The following is a 25,832-nucleotide window of genomic DNA, read 5'->3' on the forward strand; positions in this document are numbered from 1 at the left end:
CAACCGCATAGCGACGAGTTGCGCCGTCGATGCGGTGGATGGGGGAACCTTTTGTTAAGACGTTCAATTCGTCGTGCGGGCGGTTCGGCTTGTCGCTCCCGGACCCGCGTGCTTCTCAGTCTGTCGCCGTCAGGCAGCCGCGCTGTCCGCGGATTCGGGCGCCCGGAACAGGGTCAGCACGTCGCTCGCCGGCATCGGGCGGCCATAATAATAGCCCTGGATGTTGCTGCAGCCAAAGGCGCGGAGCGTTTCGACCTCCAGCTCGGTCTCGGCCCCCTCGGCGGTCGTCGACATGCCGAGACTGTCGGCGAGCGCGACGACGGCGCGGATGATCGCGATCGATTCGATGCTGCCTTTCGCGGCGCCGACGACGAAGCTGCGGTCGACCTTGATCGTCGAGAATTGCGTCTTGCGCAGATAACCGAGCGACGAATAGCCGGTACCGAAATCGTCGAGCGACAGTCGGATGCCGAGTCCGATCAGCTGGTCGAGAAGCTGCGCCGCACCGCCGCCGTCGCGCAGGAACACGCTTTCGGTGACCTCGATCTCGAGCCGTTGCGGCGATAGCCCGCTCTGCGCGAGCGCCGAGACGACCACCGAGGCGAAGCTGGGATCGGTGAGCTGGTCGGCCGAAACGTTGATCGCGACCTTCAGGTTCGATGGCCATTTCATCGCTTCGCGGCACGCGGTGCGCAGCACCCATTCGCCGATCGGCGAGATCAGGCGTGCATCTTCGGCGAGCGGGATGAAGCGGCCGGGCGAGACATTGCCGAGCTTCTGGTTGTTCCAGCGGATCAGCGCCTCGAAACCGTTCAGCGTGCCGTCGGCTGCGGTCACCACAGGCTGGTAATAGAGTTCGAATTCGCCGCGTTCGAGCGCGCCGCGCAATTCCTGCTCCATCACGCGCCGTTCCTCGGCTTGTGCGTGCAAGGAAGCGACATAGGCGGCGACGACATTGCCGCCCTTGTCCTTGGACTTATAGAGCGCAAGGTCGGCGTTGCGGGTCAGCGTCTCGACTGTTGCGCCGTCGGTCGGCCCGATCGCGAAGCCGACGCTGGCGCCGACGAACAGCTGGTGATTATCGACCACATAGGGGCGGCTGATCGTCGTGATGATCCGCCGTGCAAGATCTTCGGCGCTGTCGGCGGAGGCGAGATTGTGGAGCACGACAGCGAACTCGTCGCCGCCGAGACGCCCGCACGTCATCCCGCGTTCCATCAACCCCTTGAGCCGGGCCGCCACCTGCGCGAGCAATTTGTCGCCGACCGGGTGACCCAGCGTATCGTTGACCGCCTTGAACCGGTCGAGGTCGATCATCAGCAGGGCGCAGCGGGATTTGGCATCGACGGCGTGGGCCAGCGCGCGCGCCAGATCTTCGTTCAGGCTGAGGCGATTGGGCAGGCCGGTCAGATTGTCGAAGCGCGCCATCTTGGCGATCTGTTCGGCGGTTGCGCGTTTTTCGGTAACGTCGGATCCGACGCCGCGAAAGCCGAGGAATTTGCCCGCTTCGTCGAGGCGCGGCGAGGCGGACAATTCCCACCAGCGCGGCAGGCCGCCGATCGTTACGGGGACGATCAGGTTCGAAAAACTTTCGCGCCGCTTCATCCGTTCGGCCATGTCGTGCAGGCTTTTCGGAAACAGGCCGGTTTCCCAAGCATCGCCCGACAGCGCCTGCAGGAGCGGGACGCCCTCGAGCGTCTCGGCGGTGCCGCCGAGCGCATAGGCGAGGCGCGGCGAGACGTGGACGAGGCGGCGGCTGTTATCGGTCTGCCACAACCAGTCGGCCGAGGTTTCCTCGAATTCGCGCAGCAGCAAGCTGACCGTTTCGGTCTTTTCGTGCAGCGTCTCTTCGGCGCGGCGGAAGCGGATATGGCTTTGTGCAAAACGCACGCAGAAGGCGCAGAGCAACAGCCCCGCGACGAGTGCGACGGCCGCCAATTGCGGCGCCCCTGCGCGCACCAGTGCGGCGGCTGCCGAAAGGGTGACGGGCGCGATGAACAGCACGCAAGCCAGCGGCACGCTGTGCGCGACGATCGAGAGCGTCACCATCATCAGCACGGCTATCGTCCACATCGACAGGACATGGTCGAGCGTCGGCGTCATGCCTTGCAACCAGAAGGGCGATCCCCAGAGGACCGCCGAATAGAGCGCGTGGCGCGTACACAGCCGGTATTCGGCCACGCCCGAAAGCTTTGGGTCGCCAAGCGGAAGGTTCCGAAACCTGCTGTACGACCACAGGCCGAAAACCAGCGCGCCGCCCAGCCACCCGGCCGCGACGGGCAAAGGCACGCTGAGGATCATGGTGAAAGCGGCCACAAGCGCCATGCCCATGCCCATTAACAGGCGCAGCGACCCGCGGCCGCGGAGCGGCGCGAGCTGGAGCTGGCGAAGGTTGCCGATGTCCTGGTCGCGCGGCCCCAGCCCCAACAGGGTCCGCGCAGGAATGACTTCGGCAGCAATTGGATCGGTCAGCAGGCTTTTCACGCCCGCAGGTTTAGCGCGCGGGTATTACCCGAAGGTAACCAAGGCCCCCGTCAAAGCATCGTTTTCTGTCCCTTGCCGGGACAGGAAAAACGTGACGGTTCAGCGAGTTGATCAGGCAGCGATCGCGAAAGGCTGGATTTCGCCAGCCAGATATTGCGCGCGCGCCTTCGACCGGCTGAGCTTGCCCGAACTGGTGCGCGGCAGCGTGCGCGGCGGGATCAGTTCGATGAGGCAATTCATGCCGGTGATTGCGCGGACGCGGTCGCGAATCGTCTCACGCAGCGCAAGGCGCTCGGCCTCGTCGCTGGTGCGGCACTGGACGAGCACTGCGGGGGTTTCCTCGCCGCCGGGCGCAGTGATCGCGAAGGCCGCGATGTCGCCCGATTTGAAGCCCGGAAGCTGCTCAACCGCCCACTCGATATCCTGCGGCCAATGGTTCTTGCCGTTGATGATGATCATGTCCTTGGCGCGGCCGACGATATAGATGTAACCGTCTGACAAATAACCCATGTCCCCGGTGTCGAGCCAGCCGTCCTTCATGCAGGCGGCGGTCGATTCGGGGTCGCGGAAATAGCCGGTCATCAGCGACGGGCCGGTGCACCACACCTTGCCGACGGTCTGGTCGGGCAGGGCGTTGCCCGCCTCGTCGCGGACTTCGATCACCATGTCGCGCGCGGCGCGGCCGCAGTTAACGATCGCGCGGTAACGCGTCGGGCGGCCCGAATCATTGGCGGCGCCCGACAGTTCGGTTTCCTCGACCAGTTCGACGACGATGCCTTCACCTGGGGGCATGATGCTGACCGCCAGCGTCGCTTCGGCAAGGCCATAGCTCGGCAGGAAGGCGCTCGCCTTGAACCCGGCGTCGGCGAAAGCGTCGACGAAGCTTTGCATCACGTCAGGGCGGATCATGTCGGCGCCGTTCCCCGCGACGCGCCAGCGCGACAGGTCGAAGCGGTCGGCGACATGCGTCTGGCTCGACACGCGGCGCGCGCAGATGTCGTAGCCGAATGTCGGCGAATAGCTGAGCGTCGTGCCCTCATTGCGGCTGATCAGGTCGAGCCACGCGAGCGGACGACGCGCGAAATCCTCGGTCTTGAGATAATCGACCGACACCTGGTTGGCGACGGGCGAGAGCAGGCAGCCGACGAGGCCCATATCGTGATACCAGGGAAGCCACGAAATGCAGCGGTCGCTGTCACGCACTTCCATGCCGTGGCTGTGCGCGGCGAGATTGTTCAGCAGCGCTGCGTGGGTGACTGCGACGCCGTGCGGAAAGCGCGTCGAGCCGCTGCTGTACTGAAGATAGCAGGTTTCGTCGCTCTTCTGCTCGGGGAGCGTGGTGACGGGTGCAGGCTTCTTTTCGAATTCGCTCCAGTCGACGGGCTGGACGCCTTCCTTTTCAGCCGCTTCGGCCGCCATCGCGGCGATTTCGGGCGGAAAGAAGAGCATCGTCGGGTCGCAACTCGAAAGCTGGACGACGAGCTGGCCGACGTAGGAATCGCGGCCGCCGAAGCTTGTGGGCAGCGGCAATGGCACCGGCCAGGCACCGGCGTAGATCGTACCGAAAAACAGCGCGGCGAATTCGGCGCCCGTCTCGGCGATCAGCGCGATGCGGTCGCCGGGCTTCACCCCCGCCGCGATCAGGCGATAGGCAGCCAGCAGCGCGTCGGCCTTGAGCTCGCTGTACGGATAGGGTCGCACGAGCTTGCCGCGCGGATCGTGGAAATTGAGGCCACGCGTGCCGGCAGCGGCATAGTCGAGTGCTTCGCCGACGGTGGCGAAGTCCGAAAAGCGGCGCGGCTGGGCGCAGAGCGTCGGCGTCGACGTCAGTTCGTCCGCCTGTGTTGCGATCATATCGGTCATAAGGGGTGCGACATCCCGTGAAACGGGCCGCGCGGCAACAAGCATGTCATCTTTTGAAGCCATAGTACCGTGCGCGAGCCCTGTGTTGTTTAGAACAATCGCCCATTTCCGGGCGTTATGGCCCGATATGGCGGTGTTGATCGTTCTCAATCGGGCCCGACTGTGGCACAAACATGGCACATGCCCAAGCATCGCGCCCCGCCCGACCGATCGAAAAGGCCTCTCGGCGCAGCAAAACTCGACGAGCTGGCGCTCGCCTATGTCGCGCGATTCGCGACGAGCCGGGCGAAGTTGACGCGCTATCTGGCCAGAAAAGTCCGTGAATCCGAATGGGTAGACGAAATTGACGCCATGACGGCGTGCGAGGCTATCGCCGACCGGATGGAGCGTTTGCGCTATCTCGACGACCGCCAATATGCCGCAATGCGCGCGGGTGCGATGACGCGGCGCGGGCTGGGCGTGCGGCGGGTCAAGGCGCAGCTCTTTGTCGACGGGATCGCCGAAGAGGACAGCGGCGAGGCGATCGAGACGGCTGAGGGGGCTGTGGTGGCCGCGGCGGTCGGCTTTGCGCGGCGACGGCGGTTCGGACCCTTTGCCGTCCGCGCGATCGACGATCCCAAGCTGCGTGAGCGGCAGATCGCCGCCTTTTTGCGGGCGGGGCACAGCATGACGATCGCGCGGCGTATCCTTGCCGTCCCGCCCGGAGACGACGCGGCGCTGGCGGCGCTGGACGACGAAGCGGGGCTCGATTAGGTCGGGCGAAATTCAGTCGGGACGAGGATACGCCAATGCGCGCCATATTGACCGCCCTTGCTTTGTCGCTCGCGCTGCCGATGGCGGCGTGCAGCGGGGATGCGAGCGAAGAAGAGAGTGTCGCAACGATCCCCGTGACGATCACGTCAAAGGGACAGGACCATAAATTCAACGTCGAGGTCGCGCGCACCGACGAAGAACAGGATCGCGGGCTGATGTTCCGAACGAGCCTGCCTGCGGACGGCGGCATGATCTTTCCTTTTGCGAAGCCGCGAATCGGTAGTTTCTGGATGAAGAACACGCTGATTCCGCTCGATATGTTCTTCATTCGCGCCGACGGCAGCATCGACCGGATCGCCGAGAATACGATCCCCGAATCGCTCGAACCGGTGGTGAGCGGCGGCGAGGTTTCGGCGGTGCTTGAACTGGCGGGCGGCACCGCGGCGAAGCTGGGTATCGATGAGAGTGCCAAGATCACATGGAAAGATACGAAATAGCGCCAGCGCGCGCGGTTTGCGGCTTGCGGACCGCGCCGCCTTGCCTGTAAACGCCACGCCATGAGCATCTTGGGCAAAATTTTTACCTGGTGGGACGGTGCGACCGTCGGCACGCTGCTGAACAGCTGGAGCACCGGCACGAAGGTGGGCGAGGACAGCCTCGGCAACCGCTATTTTCGCGCGAAAAAGGGCGGCCGCCGCTGGGTGATCTATAATGGATCGAACGACGCGAGCCGCGTGCCGCCCGAATGGCACGGCTGGCTGCACGGCACGTTCGACGAATTGCCGACCGACGTCCTGCCCGCTCCGCGTGCGTGGGAAAAGGAGCCGACCGCGAATCTGACCGGCAGCACGAGCGCTTACCGCCCCGCAGGTGCGCTCGAACGCGGGGGGCAGCGCGCTGCCGCGACCGGCGACTATGAGGCCTGGCGGCCCGGCGCCGAGTGAAGCCCAGCGTGCCGCGCCAGATTTCGACCGCGCTGATCGCGCTTCTGGCTGCGACCGCGCTGACCGCTTGCGACCGGACACCGTCGAAAGCTGGCAGCAGCGCCACCGTTCCGACGGTCGCAAAATCGGAACGCGTGCCGCAGGAAGTCGGCGGAATCGAGGGCGCCACGCCGATGGCCGAACGCGTCGCCGTCGTTGGCCTGCTCAACAAACGCAACGGACTGGTCCGCGATCTCGAGATGAAGCCTGGCGAATCTGCACGGGTGGGCCGCGCGATCGTGCGACTGCGTGCTTGCGAACAGACCGCGCCGTGGGAAGACCCGCCCGAGACGGGCGCGTTCGTCCAACTGACGGTACAGGATCAGCGCGACGACAAATGGCGCCGCGTCTTCTCGGGCTGGATTTTCCGCGAGCGGCCTGACCGCAACGTGATCCAGCATCCGATCTATGACGTGTTCGTCAAAAGCTGCGCGATGACATATCCCGGCGGCGAACCCGTCGCGCGGTCGGCACCCAAATCGGGCGCCGCTGCCGCGCCCAAGGCATCGAGCGCGCCCCAGTCGCCGGCGACGAATGGCGGCGAGGGCACCGCAGCGCCGGTGGCGCCGCCCGTTGTTCCGGCACCCAAGGCTGCGCCGTCGCCCCCCGCCAACACCGAATAGAGCCGCGCGAGATAGTCGGCCTGGCGGATTTCGATCGCGCCGAGGCTGGCGAGGTGCGGCGTGATGAACTGGCAGTCGAGCAATTTCCAGCCGCCGGTGATGAGCCGCGCGACGAGATGTGCCAGCGCGACCTTGGACGCGTCGCGCGCGCGGCTGACCATCGACTCGCCGAAAAAGGCGCGGCCGAGCGTCACGCCATAGAGCCCGCCCACCAGCTCGCCGCCCTGCCAGCATTCGACGCTGTGTGCATGGCCGATCTGGAACAGCCGGTCGTAGCTCGCCTTGATGACGGGGTTGATCCACGTCGTAGGGCGGTCGTCCGCGGGATGCGCACAGAGCGCGACCATGTCGGCAAAGGCGGTGTCGGTAGTGACGCGGAAGCGATCGGAGACGAGGACTTTCTTCAGGCTGTGCGACAGGTGAAAGCCGTCCAGCGGCAGGATTGCGCGCAGCCGCGGTTCGACCCAATGGACCGACGGGTCGTCCGCCCCGTCGGCCATCGGGAAAATGCCCTGCGCATAGGCGCTGAGTAGCAGCGCCGGGTCTATGGACTCGAAGTGTTTCAGCTCGCCGGCTTTACGAATTTCAGCGTCATGCGGTCCGATTCGCCGATTGCGATATATTTTGCGCGGTCGGTTTCGCCCTCGGTCAGATTCGGCGGCAGCGTCCAGACGCCCTTGGGATAATCCTTGGTGTCCTTGGGATTGGCGTTGATCTCGCTCTCGCCCGCGAGCTTGAAGCCCGCCGCCTCGGCAAAGGCGACGATCGAGCTTTTCTTCATATAGCCCGACTTTTCTTCCTTCGCGCTATCGTCGCTTTCATCGAGCCGATGCTCGACAACCCCAAGCGTGCCGCCGGGCTTCAGCATCGCGAAAATCTGTTTGAACGCATCGGCGGTCTTGTCGGCGCCGCCGAAACGCCAGTTGTGGACGTTGCGGAAGGTCAGCACGGCATCGGCGCTGCCGTCGGGAACCTTGTCGCCGGCGCCGGTGGCGGGAAACTCGGCGAGCTTGACCGCGCCATAGGTGGCCGCGTCGGCCGCCTGCTTTTCCTTGATCCTGTTAAGACCGCGTTCCCACGGTGCCGCGACATAGAGCGTACCGCCGCCCGACTTGGCGAGCGGGGCGAGGATTTCGGTGTACCAGCCGCCGCCGGGCCATAGTTCGACGACCGTGTCGCCGGGCTTCACGCCGAAGAAGGCAAGCGTTTCGGCGGGGTGGCGATATGTGTCGCGCGGCGTATTCGTTGCCGAGCGGGTGGGGGCGGCGACCGCAGCCGCGATCGCGTCCTGCGCCTTGTGCGCGGCGTGAGCGTCATGCCCGCCATGCTGCATCGCGGTTGCGGTAACGGCGATCAGGGCGGCGGCACTTGCAAGCAACAATAGGGAACGCATATGGGCACCTCTCTCCAGGGGAAGGCCCCTGTTTGCGAAGGGATGCGCGGCAATGCAAGTGTCCATGCTGGTTGGCATTGGTGCCGCGGTGCTGTTCGGCGTCGCGGAGGTCGCGAGCTGGCGCCGCAACAACCGCCGCGATGTCGAGCAGGTGGGCTTCATGCCCTGGCGCGGGATCGCGCTTGCGTCGGCCGCCGTCGCGCTGTTCGCGACGGCGTTCTGGCTGAGTGGCCGCTAAGCCTTACAGGCAAGCCTCGAGATAGGGCTGGTCGAAGCCATATTGGCGCGCTTTTTCCAGCGTATAGGGGCGCAGGCCCATCGCGCGATATTCGCCGACGATCTTGCCGTCCTTGTCCTCGTCCAGATATTCGAACTTGAACAGTTCCTGCGTGACGATGACGTCGCCTTCCATACCGATCACTTCGGTGACGTTGGTGACACGGCGCGAACCATCGCGCAGGCGCTTGATCTGGACGATCAGGTCGACCGAGTCGGCGATCTGCTTCGAGATCGCTTCCTTCGGGATCTTGATGTCGCCCATGAGAACCATGTTCTCCATACGGCCGAGGCATTCGCGCGGGCTGTTGCTGTGGAGTGTACACATCGAGCCATCGTGACCCGTGTTCATCGCGGCGAGGAGGTCGAAACACTCCGCGCCGCGGACTTCGCCCATGATGATGCGGTCCGGACGCATACGCAGCGCGTTCTTCACGAGGTCGCCCATGTGGATCGCGCCATTGCCCTCGAGGTTCGCGGGCCGCGTTTCGAGCGGCAGCCAATGCGGCTGCTGCAGGCGAAGTTCGGCGGCGTCCTCGATGGTCAGCACGCGTTCGCCGGGGTCGATCATCTTGGAGAGGGCGTTGAGCATCGTCGTCTTGCCCGAGCCCGTACCGCCCGAGATGACGATGTTGAAGCGGCTGGCGCCCGCGATCTTCAGCGCGGTACACATCTTCTGGCTCATCGCGCCCCATTGGCAGAGCATGTCGAGCGTGATCGGCTTGGCCGAGAATTTACGAATCGAGATCGCGGTGCCGCGCAGCGAAAGCGGGGGCACGATCACGTTGACGCGGCTGCCGTCCTTGAGGCGGGCGTCGGCGAGCGGCGTGGTCTGGTCGACGCGGCGGCCGACGAGGTTACAGATGCGCTGGGCAATCTGGAACAGATGCTGTTCGTCGCGGAACTGGATCGGCGCGATGACCAGCTGGCCCTTCTTTTCGATATAGGTCTGGTACGGTCCGTTGACCATGATGTCGGAAATGTCTGGATCGGCGAGCAATTCCTCGAGCGGGCCGAAGCCGAGCAGTTCGTCGACGAGCACCTTTTCGAGCGCGAACTGCTCGCGGCGGTTCAAGGTGATGCGCAGTTCAGCTAGCACTTCGAGGATGATCGGGCGGAATTCCTCGGTCAGCTCGTCCTTGTTGAGCGTCGCGGCCGCTTCCGGATCGACGCGCTCGAGCAGCCGAGGCAGAACCTGTTCCTTGATCTTGTGGACGCTGGCTTCGAACCCTTGCGCCTTTTCGGGTTCCATCGCTTCGGCGGTCGACCGCTGGTTTAGCCGCTCCATCGCCTCTTCTTCGGGCGTCATGTTGGACGGCATCTGCGGGATATCGACCGGGGTGTCGATCGCGGGGAACTGCGTTCCGCCGGGCACGCCGGGACCAGTCTGCATCGGCTTCGCTACGCCAAAGGCGGGGCGGCCAGCGGTTCCGGGGCGGCGTCCGAATGCACTCATCGGTTTATCCTGCTTCCATATCTTCGGGAGCGTCGCTGCCAGTGCAGGCGAACCCCCATCCGACACGGTGAATAAATCGGAAACTTTGAAATTGTCCTAATGCCCGGCGCGATTTGGCGTGGGCGCAAAAAAAGCCCGCATCCGGCGCGGATGCGGGCTTTTGATCGCCGTGGACGGCGGAAGCAATCAGCTTGCGATATGCTCGGCAAGGACGGTGAGGCCCGCTTCGTTAACCTCGGCAAAGCCGCCTTCGACCTCGATCACCTCGGGCGCGGCGCCGGCGGTTGCATAGATGGTCAGCGGCCCGTTGCGGAGCGTCGCCATGAAAGGCGCGTGGCCTTCGAGCACCGAGAAATCGCCCTCGGTCCCCGGGACGGTGACCATATGGACGTCGGCGGTCCGCTCAAGGCGGGCGGGGGTGACGAGTTCGAACTTCAGAGCCATGATATGTCCTTAAACCCCTCCCGCATGGGGAGGGGTGTAGGTGTGTTACGCGTCTTCGGCGAGCTTCGCGGCCTTGGCGACCGCTTCGTCGATGCCGCCGACCATGTAGAAGGCCGCTTCGGGCAGGTGATCATATTCGCCGTCGACTACTGCCTTGAACGACTTCACCGTGTCTTCGATCGCTACGAACTTGCCGGGGATGTTGGTGAAGACTTCGGCGACGTGGAACGGCTGCGACAGGAAGCGCTGGATCTTGCGCGCGCGGGCGACGACCAGCTTATCTTCTTCCGAAAGCTCGTCCATCCCGAGAATCGCGATGATGTCCTGCAGCGACTTGTACTTCTGCAGCGTTTCCTGAACGCGGCGAGCGGTTTCGTAATGCTCCTGCCCGACGATCGCGGCGGTCAGAACGCGGCTGGTCGAATCGAGCGGATCGACCGCCGGATAGATGCCGAGTTCCGAAATCGCGCGGTTCAGCGTCGTCGTTGCGTCCAAGTGGGCGAACGAGGTTGCCGGAGCAGGGTCGGTCAAGTCATCCGCGGGAACGTAGATGGCCTGCACCGAGGTGATCGAGCCCTTGTTGGTCGAGGTGATGCGTTCCTGCAGCGCACCCATGTCGGTCGACAGGGTCGGCTGATAACCCACGGCCGAAGGAATACGGCCGAGCAGTGCCGACACTTCCGAACCTGCCTGCGTGAAGCGGAAGATGTTGTCGACGAAGAAGAGCACGTCCTGGCCTTCCTGATCGCGGAAATATTCGGCGATCGTCAGACCCGAGAGCGCAACGCGGGCACGGGCGCCCGGGGGTTCGTTCATCTGGCCGAACACCAGCGCAACCTTGGAACCTTCGGGGGTCGGGTTGCCGTCGGCGTCCTTGGCGATAACGCCGGCGTCGAGGAACTCGTGATAGAGGTCGTTGCCTTCGCGGGTGCGTTCACCGACGCCCGCGAACACCGACGTACCACCATGGCCCTTGGCGATGTTGTTGATCAGTTCCTGAATGAGAACGGTCTTGCCGACGCCCGCGCCGCCGAACAGGCCGATCTTGCCGCCCTTTGCGTAAGGCGCGATGAGGTCGATGACCTTGATGCCGGTGACGAGGATGCTCGTTTCGGTCGACTGGTCGACGAATTCCGGGGCCTTTGCGTGGATCGGCGCGGTGGCGGTGGCGTTCACCGGGCCGCGTTCGTCGATCGGGTCGCCGATGACGTTGAGAATGCGGCCGAGCGTCTGCGGACCGACGGGGACAGAGATCTGCGCGCCGGTGTCGACGACGGGCTGGCCGCGGGTCAGGCCGTCGGTCGCGTCCATCGCGATGGTGCGAACGGTGTTCTCGCCGAGGTGCTGCGCGACTTCGAGGACAAGGCGGTTGCCGTTGTTGTCGGTTTCGAGCGCGTTCAGAATCGCGGGGAGCTGGCCGGTGAACTGGACGTCGACGACGGCGCCGATAACCTGAGCGATGCGGCCCGTGGCGGTGCCGGTGCTTGCAGCCTTGGGAGCGGCAGCCTTCTTCGGCGCAGCAGCCTTGGGCGCGGCGGCCTTCTTGGCAGGAGCCTTCTTTTCAGCGGGAGCGGTAGCCATTGGTTTCTTCCTTGCTTGGATAGCTTACAGCGCTTCGGCGCCGGCAATGATTTCGATGAGTTCGGTGGTGATCGCCGCCTGACGCGTGCGGTTGTAAACGATGGTCAGCTTGTTGATCAGATCGCCCGCGTTGCGCGTTGCATTGTCCATCGCGGTCATCGACGCACCCTGTTCGGATGCGGCGTTTTCAAGGAGGCCCTTGAAGATCTGGATCGTGATGTTGCGCGGCAGCAGGTCGGCGAGGATCGCTTCCTCGTCGGGTTCATATTCGACCGCCGCGCCGCTCGATGCCGGAACATCGACAGGGGCGGGAACGGGGATCAGCTGCTGACCGGTCGCTTCCTGAAGGAGCGCCGAACGGAACTTCGAGTAGAAGAGATGCGCGACGTCGAAGACGCCCGCTTCGTACATCTCCATCACCTTCGCCGAAATCTCGTGCGCCTGATCGAAGCCGATGTCGCGGATGCCGGTCGTCTCGTAGAGCTCGACGATCTGGCCGGCGAACAGGCGCGCGATCACCGGACGGCCCTTGCGGCCGATCAGGTAGAAGATGACCTTCTTGCCCTGCGCCTGCAGATCGAGCGCCTTGTCGCGCGCGGCCTTGACGATGTTCGAGTTGAACGCGCCGGCGAGGCCGCGGTCGCTGTTGAGTACGACGAGCAGATGCGTGTCGCTCTTGCCGGTGCCGGCGAGCAGCTGCGGCGCCGAATCCGACCCTCCGACCTTCGACGCCAGGCTGGCGACGACGCCTTCGAGACGCTCGGCATAGGGGCGCGCGGCCTCGGCCGCGGCCTGCGCCTTGCGAAGCTTGGCAGCCGCGACCATTTTCTTGGCCTTGGTGATCTTCTGGGTCGACTTGACCGAGACGATGCGCCCTTTGAGTTCCTTCAACGAAGCCATTTAAGCCCCTCTTTGCGTCCCGGCCGGGCCGGGATGCGGAAAGCGATTAAGCGAAGATCTTGGCGAAGGCGTCGAGCGCCGCGACCAGACCCTTTTTGGCGTCGTCGCCAAGGTCCTTGGTGTCGCGGATCGTCTTCAGCACGTCGGCATGATCGCTGCGCAGATAGGCGAGCATCGCGCCTTCGTAGCGCGACACGTCGGTGGTCGCGACATTGTCGAGATAGCCGTTGGTACCGGCAAAGATCGACGCGGTCTGCTCTTCGAACGGCATCGGCTGGAACTGCGGCTGCTTCAGCAGCTGCGTCAGGCGCGCGCCGCGGTTGAGCAGCTTCTGCGTCGACGCGTCGAGGTCCGAACCGAACTGCGCGAAGGCTTCCATTTCGCGATACTGCGCGAGCTCGAGCTTGATCGAGCCCGACACCTTCTTCATCGCCTTGGTCTGCGCGGCCGAGCCGACGCGCGACACCGACAGACCCACGTTGATCGCGGGGCGGATACCCGCGTTGAACAGGTTGGTTTCGAGGAAGATCTGGCCGTCGGTGATCGAAATCACGTTGGTCGGGATGTATGCCGAAACGTCGCCCGCCTGCGTTTCGATGATCGGCAGCGCGGTGAGCGAGCCCGAACCATTGTCGGCGTTCATCTTGGCCGAACGCTCGAGCAGGCGGCTGTGCAGATAGAATACGTCGCCCGGATAGGCTTCGCGGCCCGGCGGGCGGCGGAGCAGCAACGACATCTGGCGGTAAGCGACGGCCTGCTTCGACAGATCGTCATAGACGATCACGGCGTGCATGCCGTTGTCGCGGAAATATTCGCCCATCGTGCAGCCGGTGTAGGGTGCGAGGAACTGCAGCGGAGCGGGCTCCGACGCGGTCGCGGCGACGACGATCGAATATTCCATCGCGCCATTTTCTTCGAGCTGGCGGACGATCTGCGCGACGGTCGAGCGCTTCTGGCCGATCGCGACATAGATGCAATAGAGCTTCTTGCTCTCGTCATCGCCGGCGTTGGCTTCCTTCTGGTTGATGAAGGTGTCGATCGCGACGGCGGTCTTGCCGGTCTGGCGATCGCCGATGATCAGTTCGCGCTGGCCGCGGCCGACGGGGACGAGCGCGTCGAGCGCCTTGAGACCGGTCTGGACGGGTTCGTGAACCGAGGTACGCGGGATGATGCCCGGCGCCTTCACTTCGACGCGCATGCGCTTCTCGGCCTTGATCGGGCCCTTGCCGTCGATCGGGTTGCCGAGGCCATCGACGACGCGGCCGAGCAGGCCCTTGCCGACGGGAACGTCGACGATCGTGCCGGTGCGCTTGACGGTGTCGCCTTCCTTGATCTCGGCGTCGCTGCCGAAGATCACGATGCCGACGTTGTCGGCTTCGAGGTTGAGCGCCATGCCCTGCACGCCGTTGGCGAACTCGACCATTTCACCGGCCTGGACGTTGTCGAGGCCGTGGACGCGGGCGATGCCGTCGCCGACCGACAGAACCTGACCGATTTCGCTGACCGTTGCGTCGGTGCCGAAATTGGCGATCTGGTCCTTGATGACCTTGCTGATTTCAGCGGCGCGGATTTCCATGGTTTAGCCTTTCATCGCCTGTGCGAAGCTATTGAGACGGGTACGGATGCTGCCGTCGATCAGCTGGCTGCCCAGCTGGACGACGAGGCCGCCAAGGATGGCGGGATCGACGGTCGTGTCGACGGTGACGTCGCGCCCGACACGGGATTTGAGGTTCGCGGTCAGCTCCTTGAGCTGCGCGGCCGAAAGCGGGTGCGCGCTGGTGACCTTTGCGGTCACTTCGCCGCGGTGGTCGGCGACGATCGCGTCGAACGCGTCGATCATCTTGGGCAGATCGGCGAGGCGGCGATTCTCGGCGAGGACGCCGAGGAACTTTGCGGTCAGCGAATCGAGCTTCAGCGACTTGGCGACCGCGGCGATGGCGTTCGCGGCATCGGCGCGGCCGACGACCGGGCTGGCGATCAGCGCCGACAGGTCGGCCGATTCGGCAAGGCCACTGCGCAGAAGGTCGAGGCTCTTGGCGACCGCGTCGATCGCGTTCGATTCGCGCGCCAGATCGAACAAAGCAACTGCGTAACGGCCCGCGAGGCCCGCGGTGATGTTGCCCTGAATGCCGCCGGAATTCTCCACGCGTGAAAGTCCTTTGTTGCTATCCCGTGGGGGATGGGTCGCGCTTTTCCGGGGGGAGATTCGTCGAATGCCCCCCACGCGAAGTCGCGGCGCGCCTAGCAACGATTTTGTTGCAATGCAAGGCGGGCGGGCGATTGCTTTTGCACCTTCGTGCGATAGGGACGGGCTAACCAAAAAATATGACGTCGAAGGAAGGTACAAGATGGGCGAGATGATCCGGATGACGATGGACGATGGAGCCGAGATCGCGGTCTATCACGCCCAGCCCACGGGCGAGCGGCGCGGCGGGCTGGTGCTGATCCAGGAAATCTTCGGAGTCACCGACCATATCCGCGAGATGTGCGACGAATATGCAGCAGAAGGTTATGAGGTGCTGTCGCCCGCGCTGTTCGACCGTGAGCATGCGGGGTTCGAGAGCGACTATTCGGGGCCGCAGTTCCAGCGTGCGGTTGAGCTGGCGCGCGAACTGCATCCGTTCGAGCAGAGCTTGAAGGATGCGCAGACGTGCATCGACGCATTAAAAGGGAAAGGACCGGTGTTCATCACCGGCTATTGCTATGGCGGGTCGGTCGCTTGGCGGATGGCGCAGATCAGCCTCGACCTCGCGGCGTCCTCGGCCTTTTACGGGAGCCTCGTCCCGACGATGTTCAAGGACGAGGCGCCCCGATGCGCAGCGATCGCGCATTTCGGCCGCTTCGACGACGGCATTCCGATGGAGGGGGTCGAGGCGCTGATCGCAAAGGATCACCCGACCGCGCAGATTTTCGTCTATGAAGCGGGGCATGGCTTCAACAGCGACCGGCGCAAGGATTATCACGAGGCGAGCGCGGATCTGGCGCGCGAGCGGACGCTGATGCTGTTCAAGGCGTGCGCGGCGTGAGGTCGAGTATCGCCTTCGCTGCGCTTTCGATGCTGCTGTTGTCCGGTTGTGGCGGCGGAGCTGGCGAGCAACAGCCATTCGAGGACCAGCAGTCGAAGATTGCCCGCCTTCGCGGCCTGGCCGATGCCCGCTGCATGTGCCTGATGAACGACGACACCGACGAGCGGTGCAATTTCGCTTATGACGATGAGCGAAAGGGGCTGAAGGCGACGCCGATGCCGCCGATGGACTTTGCGATCACGGCCGGGGGGTCCTGCTTCGCGACGTTGGACGGCCAGTGCGTGACCGAAGGCTATCATCTGAAGGGCGGCGGGCCGGCCGACAACGTCTGTTCGCAGGATGACGCCATTGCGCTGAACGACCTTCACGAAAAGGTCACGACGCAAAGCGGCAAGGCGGCGGCCGATGCCGCCGCGAAGGAGCGGATAAGGGAGATACGCGTCGCGTGGCGCGCGCGCTGAGCGGGCAATGAAACTGGCCCTGAACCTTTCCATCGCGCTGCTCGTCTTCGCGCTCGTCGCGACGGCGCTGCTCTACACGCAACAGCGCCGCATCCTCTTTCCCGCGCCATCCCAATACCCGCAGACGGCGCCTGCGGGGTTTCGGCTCATCCATACAAGCACCGATGACGGCTTGCGGCTCTCGGCCCTCTCTCGCCCCGCGGCGGCGGGCCGGAAGACGATCCTCTTCTTCCATGGCAATGGCGACAATATGCTGGGCGCGATCGAGGCGACGCGCGGGCCGGCGGCGGCGGGGCACGGGCTGATGCTCGTCGAATATCGCGGCTATGGCGGCAATCCCGGTTCGCCGAACGAGGATGGCCTCTATCGGGACGGCGAGGCGGCGATGCGCTTGCTCGCCGATGCGGGCGTACCGCGACGCGATATCGTCGTCGTGGGCAATTCGATCGGATCGGGTCCGGCGACCGAAGTCGCGCAGCGGAACGATATTGCGGCGCTGATCCTCGTGTCGGGCTTTTCGGATCTGCCTTCGGTGGTACAGAGTCAGGTGTCGATCATCCCGCGCTGGCTGGTGCGCGACCGGTTCGACAATGCCGCGAAATTGGCGGGCGTGAAAGCGCCCGTCTATCTGATGCACGGCGATGCCGACACGCTGGTGAAGCCCGACAATCTGGACCGGCTGGCGCGGGCGAGCCCCGATGCGACGGTGGCGCGTGTCGCGGGGATCGGGCACGAACTGGCCTACACGGCAACCGCACAGGCGTTGCTGACGCGCTGGGTGGATGCGCTGCCCTGACGAGCTAACGCGATTTCAACCTCTCGGCCGCATCCTTTCTTCGGGGAGGACCGCCATGTCTTTGCTTGCCATGTTGTTGCTGGTTTCGGCGACCGATTTCGACATCGATCCGGCGTACAAGCCGGTGAAGGACTCGCTCGCCGATGCGCGTGCGGGCAAGGTCCAGTGCCACGATCCCGACACGGCCGCACGCACCTGCCGAATCATGACCTGGCTCAACGAAGGCGCCGGGGGCAAGGTGCAGGTGCGCCAGCTCACCGCGCTCAGCGACAGCCCTTCGCTTGCCGCCGAACTGCGCATGACCGCGACGCGCGAGGGCGACGCGCTCTGCGGCGTCGTCAACGATGCCTATATGGCGGGCTTTCGCATCGTCAGCGGCCGGGCTCCCTATCCGGCGGCCGATAACAAGCGTTATGCGATCTTGTATCGCAACGAGCTCGTCGCGACTTTGTGGAACCGAAAGACCTGCGCTTACGCCTATGCGAAGCCGGGCGATCCGCTGCACCTCGAGGTCGGCACGGTCGACGGTCAATTCGCCGGCGAGATGATGAGCAATTATATCTGGGTCGGCGCGAACGCCGGCTATCGGCTCAAGGCGCGGCCGCCGGCTTGACCGCCGCGCCGCTCGCGGGCTGGCAGCGATAGACGAGCCGCTCGTTCGGGCTGGCTGGCAGCGCGCTGCGGATCGCATCCTGTTGCGCCGCAAGCCCCGCAAGCTCGTCGGGATTGGCAGTGCAGCTCTTCAAGGTAATTGCCGCGCGCGTCTCACGCGCCTTCGTCATCGTCTCGGCATCGAGCAGATAGCGGTCGACGCGATAGTCGCGCCCCGTTGCATCGATCGACGCGACGGTCACGGTCGCCTCGTCGTTCGGCACGAGGATGCGCTGCCAGCGGTCGTCTGCGCCCTGCGTATATTGGGTACGGCCGTTGACGCAGCCGCCCTTGCCGATCGCGATCGGAACGTCGGTCGTCGCCGACACGGTGATGCGGCTGCGGTCGGGGCGGATCGTGCAGAGGAAATTGCCCTGCGCGAGCTTGGGTGCACCGGTCGCCGCGACGGCGGCCGTTTCCTCTGCAATCTCGGCATGTGCGTCGGGGCGCGTGACGAACAGCACCGCCGCGCCGAGAATCAGCACCGCGCCTGCACCGCCCGCGATCTTCGCGTTGCGCAGATTCTTCTGGTTATAGAACATCAGGCCGGCACCGGCGGCGAGCGCGCCGATGACGAAGAAGACGCCGGCGAGTGCGATGCGATTCTCGCGCGACGCGAGCGCGTCTTCCTCGGCGCGCGCCTGCTTGAGATCGCGGTCGAGTTTGGCGGCGGCTTCTTTGGCAGCGTTCGCCTCGGCGCTCGCGCGCGCTTCGGCGTCGATCGCGGCGCGGTCGCGGGCGTCGGCTTCGGCCATCGAGACGCAGGTTGTGCCAACGCTCGTATAGGGCTGGTTCGCGTCGGCGAGGAAGCGCATGAGTTCGCGACCGGCGATCGCAAAGGCGAAGGGCGAGTCGCCGTCGTCGGCGCGCGTGATTGCGGTGTTGATCCCGGTGATCCGGCCGCACTGGTCGACGAGCGGCCCGCCCGAATTGCCGCGCGAAATCTTGGCCGTGTGGATCAGCATCGCGACCCCGTCGACCGACTGCATGTTCGACATATTGCCTTCGCTCCGCGTCGGGGTCCGCGGAGTTATATAGTCATTGGCGCTGCGCGCGGTGGCGAGGTCGACGTTGCCCGGATAGCCCAAGGCGACGACGTCGGCACCCGAATCGAGCGGGCCGGTGTAGATCGCGGCGGCGGGCAGGCGGCCCTCGGTAATCTCGATCAATGCGAGGTCGCGCGCGGTATCGATCGCGATCAGCTTGCCGGCGAAGCTCTTCTGTCCTTCGGACGGGACGACACCCAGGGCGACATTGCCCGGATATTTGGCGGCCGATTCGACGACATGCGCATTGGTGACGATACGCGTCGGCGAAATCGCGATGCCGCTGCCGTGGCCGAAGCCGACGACCTCGCCATCGACCATCGCAACGGTGACGACGCGCACGACGCTGCGCGACGCGGCGCTGATATCGTCGGCGGCGCGGGCCGGGACAGACAGTGACGGCGAGAGGGCGAAGAGGGCGAGCAGCAGCGCGAGGAGGCGGGTCATGGCGCGCACACTAGCCAGCCCGGAAGCGAAGGCAAGGGCGGCTAGATATATGGTCCCCACATCACCATCCACGCCCCGGCGCTGCCCGCGAGGATGACAAGACCGCTGACGCCGAGCAGCGCGGCGGTCGCCTGCCGCGCGAGCGGCGTCCCGCGTGCGCCGGCGCGCAGATAGATTTCGGCGATCGCGAGTGGCAGCAGTGAATTGGCGAAGGCGAGGAACAGGTCGAACGGACCGTCCATCGCCTTGCCGATCCCCGCGCCGCCGGTCGCGAGTCCCCATGCCATATAGCCGACGCGCATGAACCAGACTGCGCTTGCGACGGCGAACAGGCGGGTCGCCCAGCGGCGATGGTCGGCGAACTGCCGGTGGCGTGCGGCCTGCCAAGCGAGTGCGGTAAAGCCCGTGATCAGCAGCGCGTCGAGCGTGATGCCGATAGCACCGATAGTGTTGAGCCAGGTGCCGCGACCCCATGTCATCCATAGCCCGCCGATCGCGAGCGCCAGCGCGCACAGCATATAGAGCCGGCCGTTCCAGCGATGGAGCGCGGGCCGGCGGTTCCGTATCGCGGGGACGAGTTGCACGAGGCCGCCAAAGGTGATGACTGCCGCAAGCAGAACATGCACCGCAAAGAAGAGATTGCCCGCCGTGTCGCCCGCCACAAAGCCCTTGATGATCGGCTTTTCATTCCACGCGGCAAAATTGCCGGCCAGCGTCGGGGGATAATAATAGAGCAGGATGAAGGCGACGAAGAGCAATTGGCCCGCTGCAATGGCGAGATAGCAAAAAGTCGCGCTGCGCCCGAGCCAATCGATGCGGCGCGCAGAGCGTGCGGAGGTTATCGATGCGTCGATGGTGGCCATGCGGGTTCCCCAATTTGTCGCGGGAGCGTGCGCTTTTCATCATGGTGAGTCAATGATATAATACAGTAATACACTTGCGCCGTAATGTTTGAACGCAAGCATCGGGACGCAGCAGGAATCGTGCCGTGGCAGGAATGTCCAACAGCCGAGAAAGGATGTTCCGATGACCTATGCGATCCGGGGGCTGGACCCCGACCTCTTCGCACCGCTTTTCGCGCTCGACGATGCCGGCCTTGCTGCGATCAACGCGCGCCGGGTGACGGCTACAGCCGATCGCGGTTTTCCATGCCGTATCAGCCTCGAAGATGCGCGGGCGGGGGAGGCGTTGATTCTGCTCCACCACACCAGCCACGACGTCGAAACGCCCTATCGCAGCGCCTATGCGATCTATGTGCGTCCGGATGTCGGGGCGGCGAGCTATCGCGACGAACTGCCGCCAGTGTTCGAAGGGCGCCCGCTCGCGCTCCGCGCCTTCGATGCCGGGGGCATGTTGCAGAGCGCCCGGCTCGCGGGACCGGGCGAGGTCGATGGTGCGATCCGCGATCTGTTCGCCGACATGGGCATTTCCTATATCGATGCCCATAACGCCGCGCATGGCTGTTTCGCCGCGCGAATCGAAAGGGACGCAGCATGAGCGCCGACCTGATGACCGACGACGATCGCTGGGCGGCGGTGCAGCGCCGCGACCGCGCGCTGGACGGGCGTTTCGTGACCGGCGTGCTGACGACGGGTATCTATTGCCGGCCGAGCTGCGCCGCGCGGCATCCGTTACGCGACAATGTCCGCTTCTTCGCAGACGGCGCGACGGCGCGCGAAACGGGGTTGCGCCCGTGCAAGCGCTGCCTGCCCGATGATGTCGCGCGCGACGAAGGTGCGGTACTCGCGGCGATCCAGGCGATCAAGACGAGCGAGGAGCCGCTCGCACTCGGCGATCTTGCCGCGCGCACGGGCTATTCGCCGACGCATTTCCAGCGCGTCTTTACCCGCCAAACCGGGCTTTCGCCCGCGGCCTATGCGCGCGCGTTGCGCGAGGAACGTGCGCGGCAGGCGCTGAGCGACGGCCGCCGGGTGACCGACGCGATCTACGATGCAGGTTTTTCGGGGCCGTCGCGTTTCTATGAGAATATGGAAGGACGCATGGGCATGACCGCGTCGGCGTGGGTGAACGGCGGCAAGGGCACGACGATCCATTGGGCGGTTGTGCCGACGAGCCTAGGCGACATGCTCGTCGCAGCGACGGAGAAGGGGGTGTGCCGTCTATCGTTCGACGAAGGTCGGGAGGCGCTCGAGGAGCGTTTTCCGGCGGCAAGCCTGATCGAGGGTGGCGAAGAGTTCGAGGCCTTGCTGAAGCAAGTGATCGCGGCGGTCGAGGCACCGGTGAACGGCTTCGACCATATCCCGATCGACGTGAAGGGAACCGCCTTTCAAGAAGCGGTGTGGCGTGAATTGCGCAAGATCCCGGCAGGCGAGACGCGCAGCTATGCCGATATTGCCGCCGCCGTGGGCAAGCCGAAGGCGGTGCGCGCGGCGGGCAGCGCCAATGGTGCGAACAATGTTGCGGTGCTGATTCCGTGCCACCGCGTCGTGCGCAGCGACGGGACGCTCGGCGGCTATGCCTATGGCCTGCCGATCAAGGAAGAATTGCTGAAACGCGAAGGGCGTTGATGCGAAAATGGCGCCGGACGTCGCGAAATACCGTCCGGCGCCTTTCGGTGACAACGCGATGCGGTCAGCTGTCCTCTTTTTCCTGATCGGCAAAGATGCTCGCCATGGTGGAGCGAGCCGCGTCGATCTGTCCGGCGTCGATTTCATCGACCACCTTGGCGACCTTGTTCGCCTTTTCCTGCTTGTGGCTCGAAAAGGCGAGTGGAGCGAGCACCGACCGGGCCAGCTTGCCCTTGTTTTCGTTGAGCAGCTGGCGTGCGAGGACCATGCGATAGCCATCGTCATAGGACGAATATTCGAACACGCTTTCCAGTGCGATGATTGCCGGTTCCGGAATGGGCTCCTTCGCCTCGTAGTAGGACATATAATAGCCGATCGCCGCGCGCGGATCTTTGGGATCGAGCCGATATGCCTCGGCAAACCACTTGCGCGCCGTGGCGTAGAGGGCCGGATTCTTTTCCTCCTTGGCGCGGGTCATGAACAGGCCGCCCATCAATATCTGTGCGTCCTGCGATTGTGGTTCGAGAACAAGCGCCTGTTTCAGAGCCGTTTCGGCTTTTGCGAATTCCTTTGCATCGACATAGGCTTCGCCGACCGCCAGTTGCACGCCCAGACTGTCGGGATATTTCGTATCCATGCCGTTCACCTCGTTCGCCACGGTGCGCGCCTGGCGTTCGGAGACTCCGCGCTGGGTGCGGATATGCGCCTTGATGACGGCTTCCTCGGCGGGCGTCAGCCGCCGGATATCGACTTTCGGCGCGACATAATTGACCGGCTTGACGTCGAGCGTCGGAAAGGGCCCGCTCTTATATTTGCGAAGTTCGCTTTGCAGCTTGTCGAGGTCGCCGAATACGCGCTGCGCCGCCGTCAGGCTGTCTTCACCCGCATTCAGCGCTTTCAGATATTGTGCGAGTTGTCCCTGCCGCGGCTTGTTGAAATTCAGATAGTGCGCGATCATCCAGCCGAACGAGTAGGACTGGAAATATTCCTGCCCGTCGAGCCGCTTTTTGTGATCGAACAAGCGCGTCAGCCGGATGCCCGGCAGTTCGAACAGGTCGTCGCCGCGGTGCTGCGGGACGTTGCCGACCCGGAAGGCCCCATTGTCGAGCAGTTCAAGCGTGCCATAGAGTTCGGCAAAGCCTTCGACATACCAATGCGGATAGGCGGTGCTGAATTTCTGCAGCATGAAGTGATGCACATATTCGTGGAACAATATGCCTTCGGCGGTCAGCGCGGTTTTCTGGTTGATCTCGCGCTGGTCCAGATGGCGACTGAAACGGTCGCGTTGTTCCTCGACCGCCGGAACGAAGGAAACGGCTGCTCCCGCACGCGGAATGTAAAAACCCGCGACGCCGGCGCTACCGGCGAGGCGGCCGATGTCGTCGATGCCGCCGAAGCGATAGACACGAACCTTGTTCGATTGACCGATGTCGGGCCCCGGTATCGGAAGCCCCTGCATGTATCGCAGCGCGTTGTCGAACCGTTCAAGGCGCGTTGCAAAGCGCTCGACATCCTCCTTCGTGCTTTAGGACGTGATGATGAAATGACTTGTTTCGGCTTCCCACCATTCGGCGTGGGCCGTGCTGCTCAAGGCAAGCAGCGCAACGGCAAGGCCGCCGCGCAGCGCGGTTTTCAGAAATGCGATCATTTGTTTTCCCCGGTAAATTTTCGCGAGGCGACTATATCAAGCCGGACCGCGGCATCAACCGTCTGAAGTTTTGCCGTTTATCTGTCCTGTTCCCGCAGATGTATTTGATGAGGAGATGAAGAAATGACCGACAAGATTGCCGCCTTTCGCGCGCTGCACATCCCCGGCGACCCGCTGATTCTCGTCAATATCTGGGACGCGGGGAGCGCAAAGGCGGTCGCCGCGGCGGGAGCGAAAGCAATCGCGACGGGCAGTTTCGGCGTCGCCGGCGCCCAAGGGCGCGCCGACGGCGAGGATTTTCCGCTTGAGGAGGTGTTCGAGAATCTCGACCGCATCCTGTCGGTCACCGACCTGCCCGTCACGATCGACATGGAGGCGGGCTATGGCGCCGATCCTGCCACGGTGGGCGTTTCCGTCGCGCGCGCGCGGGCCGCGGGCGCGGCGGGGATCAACATGGAAGACCGGCTGCCGGGCGCGACCGACCTGCTTTCCATGACCGAGGCCGGCCGGCGTTATCGCGCCGCCGCCGATACCGGCATCTTCGTCAATGCGCGCTGCGACACATTTCGCGGACAGGATGCTGCGAAAGACGGCGGCAGGCTTGTCGCAGCGACGCTCGAACGCGCGCGCGCCTATGCCAATGCCGGCGCGGGGTCGCTGTTCGTACCTTTCCTGCTCGACCCGAAATGCATCGGCGCGATCTGTGACGCATCGCCGCTGCCGGTTAACATCCTGCGCGGCAAAGGCGGGCCGACGCACAAGGAACTGGCGGAGCTGGGCGTTGCGCGGATCAGCCATGGGCACCAGCCCTGGGCGGCGGCGATGGCTTGGCTGGCCGGGCAGGCGGCGCAGGTGATGGCGGGCGACGAGCCCGACTATTGATCGGGTGATTCGGTTGCGACAAGGGGAGCCATGCCTTGGCGCTCCTGGCGCATCCGAAGCAATTGTTCGAGAAACGGCCGGGCCTGTGCGCCGATATGCGGGTCGAATGCGATCGATTGCGCCAGCTTGATGGCCGATGTGAATTGGCCGCGATTGGCGAGCGCAAAAGCATAGGCGACCCGCATCTCGATATTTTCGGGGGCGAGCTGGAATGCCCGCTCGAGACCCTCGATGGCAATGACGGGTGGCGATTTGCCCTGCGCGAGGAAGCTCTGGAAATAGAGATAGAGCGGTAGCGGGTCGTCGGGATCGGTCCTGTTCGCGAGCGCTATCGGTTCGCGTGCGGTGCGCCAGCTCGTATCTTCATAATCGCCCTTCTTTTCAAGTTCATGCATCCGCAACTCGCCTAGCAGGACGTTGGCCCGAACATGGTCGGGCTTGATCGCGAGGGCGCGATCGACGGCGCTGCGAACCGTGGCGAGGTCGCGAACCTCCTCGTCGAGCGCCCATTCTGCGGCGGCATATTCGAACCAAACGGCGGCATCATTGGCGTGCGTGGCGGTAAGGGCGCGCAAGCTGTCGCGGATCGGGCTGCCGTCTTCGCCGCGGCTGTTCAGTCGTGCGAGCCTCAGCGGAATGACAGCATCTTCGCCGGGTGAAAGCGCGGTCACGGAGACCTGCGTAGGAAGGGGGATCGCATCCCTGGTCTCGCGATAGCTGAGCGGACGACGGAGGTAGATCGCCAGATCCCTGTCGAGCTGTTTGAGATCGCCAAAGGCGACGCGTGCCGCCTCACGGGCTTCGACGCCCGCGTTGATCGCGCGGACATAGGCGCTCAACTGCCCTTCGCGCTCAGGGTTGTGGAACAGCATATGCGTCAAGAGCCAGGCACGCCCGTAATAGACATCGACCTGACCCGTCGTTTTCAGCGAATTGGGGTCGGTGTTGAGAAGGACCTCAACCGGGATCTGGGGCAATTGGACAAGCCCGTAACCCCGCCCATAAGCGGGCTTGCCGATCAGTGCCTTGCCATCCTTGTTGAAATCCACGGTCGAATAATATTCGGCGAAACCTTCGATGATCCACGCCGGAAACGCGCCGGTCCGATAGCGCTTCATGAAATGATGCGCATATTCATGGAACAATGTTTCCTGCGACGCCGAGGTGCCGCGCGAGCGACCGCCATTTTCGCGATGCGACACCGCGAAGCTGCCCTCACGCCCCGTTCGGTAGAATCCGACGAAAGAGGACTCACGCGAACCGGTGTAGAGTTTCGCGACCTCTCCGGTCGAAACGAGCAGGTAGATGGGCAATCGGTTCGTCTCGCCCCGGTCCTTGACGTCGAGCAGGATGCGGAGCGCCACATCGAACCGCTGAAGCGTCGAGGCGAATTCGCGCAGCGATTTGTCGCTACCCTCGCTGTAAATGATGAAGCTGTCGGTTTCGGCGCGCAGCCAGCGTGCCTCGGCCGTTGTTGCAACCAGCGCCGCCGCTATCGCCGCGGCCATTGCCCATATTCTGATCATGAAAAAGCTCCCCCAGCTCTTTCGTCGATGCTGCCAGCGCGTCGGCAGACTGTAAACCCACCTGC

The 25,832-nt window shown here is 64.3% G+C and carries 26 protein-coding genes and 1 pseudogene; 12 read left to right on the forward strand and 15 right to left on the reverse strand.

Annotated elements, in window-relative coordinates:
- Window positions 1–129: 129 nt before the first annotated feature.
- Together BLW56_RS10595 and BLW56_RS10600 are read right to left on the reverse strand one after the other, a co-directional pair.
- Window positions 130–2,484 (reverse strand): putative bifunctional diguanylate cyclase/phosphodiesterase, encoded by a 2,355-nt coding sequence (locus tag BLW56_RS10595; RefSeq protein ID WP_093510458.1) that lies wholly within the window; start codon window positions 2,482–2,484, stop codon window positions 130–132.
- A 111-nt stretch (window positions 2,485–2,595) separates the two neighbouring features.
- Window positions 2,596–4,347, reverse strand: coding sequence for a fatty acyl-AMP ligase (locus tag BLW56_RS10600; protein WP_093510459.1), 1,752 nt, complete (start codon window positions 4,345–4,347; stop codon window positions 2,596–2,598).
- A gap of 180 nt (window positions 4,348–4,527) precedes the next feature.
- Between BLW56_RS10600 and BLW56_RS10605 the strand changes: the two genes are divergently transcribed.
- The 4 genes and pseudogenes from BLW56_RS10605 to BLW56_RS20865 all read left to right on the forward strand — a co-directional run.
- Window positions 4,528–5,100: a RecX family transcriptional regulator gene (locus tag BLW56_RS10605; RefSeq protein ID WP_093510460.1), complete on the forward strand. Its 573-nt coding sequence runs from the start codon at window positions 4,528–4,530 to the stop codon at window positions 5,098–5,100.
- Window positions 5,101–5,135: 35 nt separating this feature from the next.
- A complete protein-coding gene (locus BLW56_RS10610) occupies window positions 5,136–5,597 on the forward strand; it encodes a DUF192 domain-containing protein (protein ID WP_093510461.1) in 462 nt (153 codons plus the stop codon).
- A gap of 60 nt (window positions 5,598–5,657) precedes the next feature.
- Window positions 5,658–6,044, forward strand: a complete 387-nt coding sequence (locus BLW56_RS10615) for an NADH:ubiquinone oxidoreductase subunit NDUFA12 (protein WP_093510462.1) — start codon at window positions 5,658–5,660, stop codon at window positions 6,042–6,044.
- Window positions 6,045–6,283: 239 nt separating this feature from the next.
- Window positions 6,284–6,454: pseudogene (locus BLW56_RS20865) on the forward strand (DUF2155 domain-containing protein); the annotation flags it as partial.
- A 35-nt stretch (window positions 6,455–6,489) separates the two neighbouring features.
- Here BLW56_RS20865 and aat read toward each other — a convergent pair.
- Window positions 6,490–7,272 carry a leucyl/phenylalanyl-tRNA--protein transferase gene (aat, locus tag BLW56_RS10625; RefSeq protein WP_256203425.1) on the reverse strand — a complete coding sequence of 261 codons (783 nt, stop codon included), beginning with the start codon at window positions 7,270–7,272 and terminating at the stop codon, window positions 6,490–6,492.
- Window positions 7,269–8,099, reverse strand: coding sequence for a class I SAM-dependent methyltransferase (locus BLW56_RS10630; protein WP_093510464.1), 831 nt, complete (start codon window positions 8,097–8,099; stop codon window positions 7,269–7,271). The genes aat and BLW56_RS10630 overlap by 4 nt, the downstream gene beginning before the upstream one ends.
- 64 nt (window positions 8,100–8,163) lie before the next feature.
- Here BLW56_RS10630 and BLW56_RS20390 point away from each other — a divergent pair, with 64 nt between their 5' ends.
- On the forward strand, window positions 8,164–8,337 hold the full coding sequence (locus BLW56_RS20390; protein WP_256203383.1) for a hypothetical protein: 174 nt from the start codon (window positions 8,164–8,166) through the stop codon (window positions 8,335–8,337).
- Window positions 8,338–8,340: 3 nt separating this feature from the next.
- On the opposite strand, the gene BLW56_RS10635 is transcribed toward BLW56_RS20390, so the two are convergent.
- The 6 genes from BLW56_RS10635 to BLW56_RS10660 form a co-directional block, all read right to left on the reverse strand.
- Window positions 8,341–9,831 (reverse strand): CpaF family protein, encoded by a 1,491-nt coding sequence (locus BLW56_RS10635; RefSeq protein WP_093510465.1) that lies wholly within the window; start codon window positions 9,829–9,831, stop codon window positions 8,341–8,343.
- Window positions 9,832–10,017: 186 nt separating this feature from the next.
- Entirely contained in the window at window positions 10,018–10,275 is a 258-nt protein-coding gene (locus tag BLW56_RS10640) for an ATP synthase F1 subunit epsilon (protein ID WP_037513563.1), read from the reverse strand.
- A gap of 45 nt (window positions 10,276–10,320) precedes the next feature.
- Complete coding sequence (gene atpD / locus BLW56_RS10645; protein WP_256203384.1) at window positions 10,321–11,856, reverse strand: F0F1 ATP synthase subunit beta; 1,536 nt, start codon at window positions 11,854–11,856, stop codon at window positions 10,321–10,323.
- A gap of 24 nt (window positions 11,857–11,880) precedes the next feature.
- The gene (locus BLW56_RS10650) at window positions 11,881–12,756 is read right to left on the reverse strand and encodes a F0F1 ATP synthase subunit gamma (protein WP_093510466.1); all 876 of its coding nucleotides are present in this window, start codon (window positions 12,754–12,756) and stop codon (window positions 11,881–11,883) included.
- Between the two features lie 46 nt (window positions 12,757–12,802).
- Window positions 12,803–14,332: a F0F1 ATP synthase subunit alpha gene (gene atpA, locus BLW56_RS10655; RefSeq protein ID WP_093510467.1), complete on the reverse strand. Its 1,530-nt coding sequence runs from the start codon at window positions 14,330–14,332 to the stop codon at window positions 12,803–12,805.
- 3 nt (window positions 14,333–14,335) lie between these two features.
- Window positions 14,336–14,902, reverse strand: a complete 567-nt coding sequence (locus BLW56_RS10660; protein ID WP_093510468.1) for a F0F1 ATP synthase subunit delta — start codon at window positions 14,900–14,902, stop codon at window positions 14,336–14,338.
- Between the two features lie 202 nt (window positions 14,903–15,104).
- Between BLW56_RS10660 and BLW56_RS10665 the strand changes: the two genes are divergently transcribed.
- The 4 genes from BLW56_RS10665 to BLW56_RS10680 are packed head-to-tail and all read left to right on the forward strand — an operon-like array spanning window position 15,105 to window position 17,652.
- Complete coding sequence (locus BLW56_RS10665) at window positions 15,105–15,782, forward strand: dienelactone hydrolase family protein (RefSeq protein WP_093510469.1); 678 nt, start codon at window positions 15,105–15,107, stop codon at window positions 15,780–15,782.
- The gene (locus BLW56_RS10670; RefSeq protein WP_143043432.1) at window positions 15,779–16,243 is read left to right on the forward strand and encodes a hypothetical protein; all 465 of its coding nucleotides are present in this window, start codon (window positions 15,779–15,781) and stop codon (window positions 16,241–16,243) included. The genes BLW56_RS10665 and BLW56_RS10670 overlap by 4 nt, the downstream gene beginning before the upstream one ends.
- A 7-nt stretch (window positions 16,244–16,250) precedes the next feature.
- Window positions 16,251–17,039 carry an alpha/beta hydrolase gene (locus tag BLW56_RS10675; protein ID WP_093510471.1) on the forward strand — a complete coding sequence of 263 codons (789 nt, stop codon included), beginning with the start codon at window positions 16,251–16,253 and terminating at the stop codon, window positions 17,037–17,039.
- Window positions 17,040–17,094: 55 nt separating this feature from the next.
- Entirely contained in the window at window positions 17,095–17,652 is a 558-nt protein-coding gene (locus tag BLW56_RS10680) for a hypothetical protein (RefSeq protein ID WP_143043433.1), read from the forward strand.
- Here BLW56_RS10680 and BLW56_RS10685 read toward each other — a convergent pair.
- Together BLW56_RS10685 and BLW56_RS10690 are read right to left on the reverse strand one after the other, a co-directional pair.
- Window positions 17,630–19,183, reverse strand: coding sequence for a S1C family serine protease (locus BLW56_RS10685; protein ID WP_093510473.1), 1,554 nt, complete (start codon window positions 19,181–19,183; stop codon window positions 17,630–17,632). The genes BLW56_RS10680 and BLW56_RS10685 overlap by 23 nt on opposite strands.
- Before the next feature lie 41 nt (window positions 19,184–19,224).
- The gene (locus BLW56_RS10690) at window positions 19,225–20,046 is read right to left on the reverse strand and encodes a DUF2306 domain-containing protein (protein ID WP_093510474.1); all 822 of its coding nucleotides are present in this window, start codon (window positions 20,044–20,046) and stop codon (window positions 19,225–19,227) included.
- Between the two features lie 163 nt (window positions 20,047–20,209).
- On the opposite strand from BLW56_RS10690, the gene BLW56_RS10695 reads away from it, so the two are divergent.
- Together BLW56_RS10695 and ada are read left to right on the forward strand one after the other, a co-directional pair.
- Window positions 20,210–20,680 carry a DUF1203 domain-containing protein gene (locus tag BLW56_RS10695; RefSeq protein WP_093510475.1) on the forward strand — a complete coding sequence of 157 codons (471 nt, stop codon included), beginning with the start codon at window positions 20,210–20,212 and terminating at the stop codon, window positions 20,678–20,680.
- A complete protein-coding gene (gene ada, locus BLW56_RS10700; RefSeq protein WP_093510476.1) occupies window positions 20,677–21,711 on the forward strand; it encodes a bifunctional DNA-binding transcriptional regulator/O6-methylguanine-DNA methyltransferase Ada in 1,035 nt (344 codons plus the stop codon). The genes BLW56_RS10695 and ada overlap by 4 nt, the downstream gene beginning before the upstream one ends.
- 64 nt (window positions 21,712–21,775) lie before the next feature.
- On the opposite strand, the gene BLW56_RS10705 is transcribed toward ada, so the two are convergent.
- Both BLW56_RS10705 and BLW56_RS20870 read right to left on the reverse strand, forming a co-directional pair.
- Entirely contained in the window at window positions 21,776–23,170 is a 1,395-nt protein-coding gene (locus tag BLW56_RS10705) for a tetratricopeptide repeat protein (protein ID WP_093510477.1), read from the reverse strand.
- A gap of 66 nt (window positions 23,171–23,236) precedes the next feature.
- Window positions 23,237–23,359 (reverse strand): hypothetical protein, encoded by a 123-nt coding sequence (locus tag BLW56_RS20870; protein WP_256203385.1) that lies wholly within the window; start codon window positions 23,357–23,359, stop codon window positions 23,237–23,239.
- A 123-nt stretch (window positions 23,360–23,482) separates the two neighbouring features.
- Here BLW56_RS20870 and BLW56_RS10710 point away from each other — a divergent pair, with 123 nt between their 5' ends.
- Window positions 23,483–24,241 carry an isocitrate lyase/PEP mutase family protein gene (locus BLW56_RS10710; RefSeq protein WP_093510478.1) on the forward strand — a complete coding sequence of 253 codons (759 nt, stop codon included), beginning with the start codon at window positions 23,483–23,485 and terminating at the stop codon, window positions 24,239–24,241.
- Here BLW56_RS10710 and BLW56_RS10715 read toward each other — a convergent pair.
- Window positions 24,235–25,767: a hypothetical protein gene (locus tag BLW56_RS10715; protein ID WP_143043434.1), complete on the reverse strand. Its 1,533-nt coding sequence runs from the start codon at window positions 25,765–25,767 to the stop codon at window positions 24,235–24,237. The two genes, BLW56_RS10710 and BLW56_RS10715, sit on opposite strands and share 7 nt — an antisense overlap.
- Between the last annotated feature and the right edge of the window lie 65 nt (window positions 25,768–25,832).

Source organism: Sphingopyxis sp. YR583, from assembly GCF_900108295.1.
Lineage (GTDB): Bacteria > Pseudomonadota > Alphaproteobacteria > Sphingomonadales > Sphingomonadaceae > Sphingopyxis.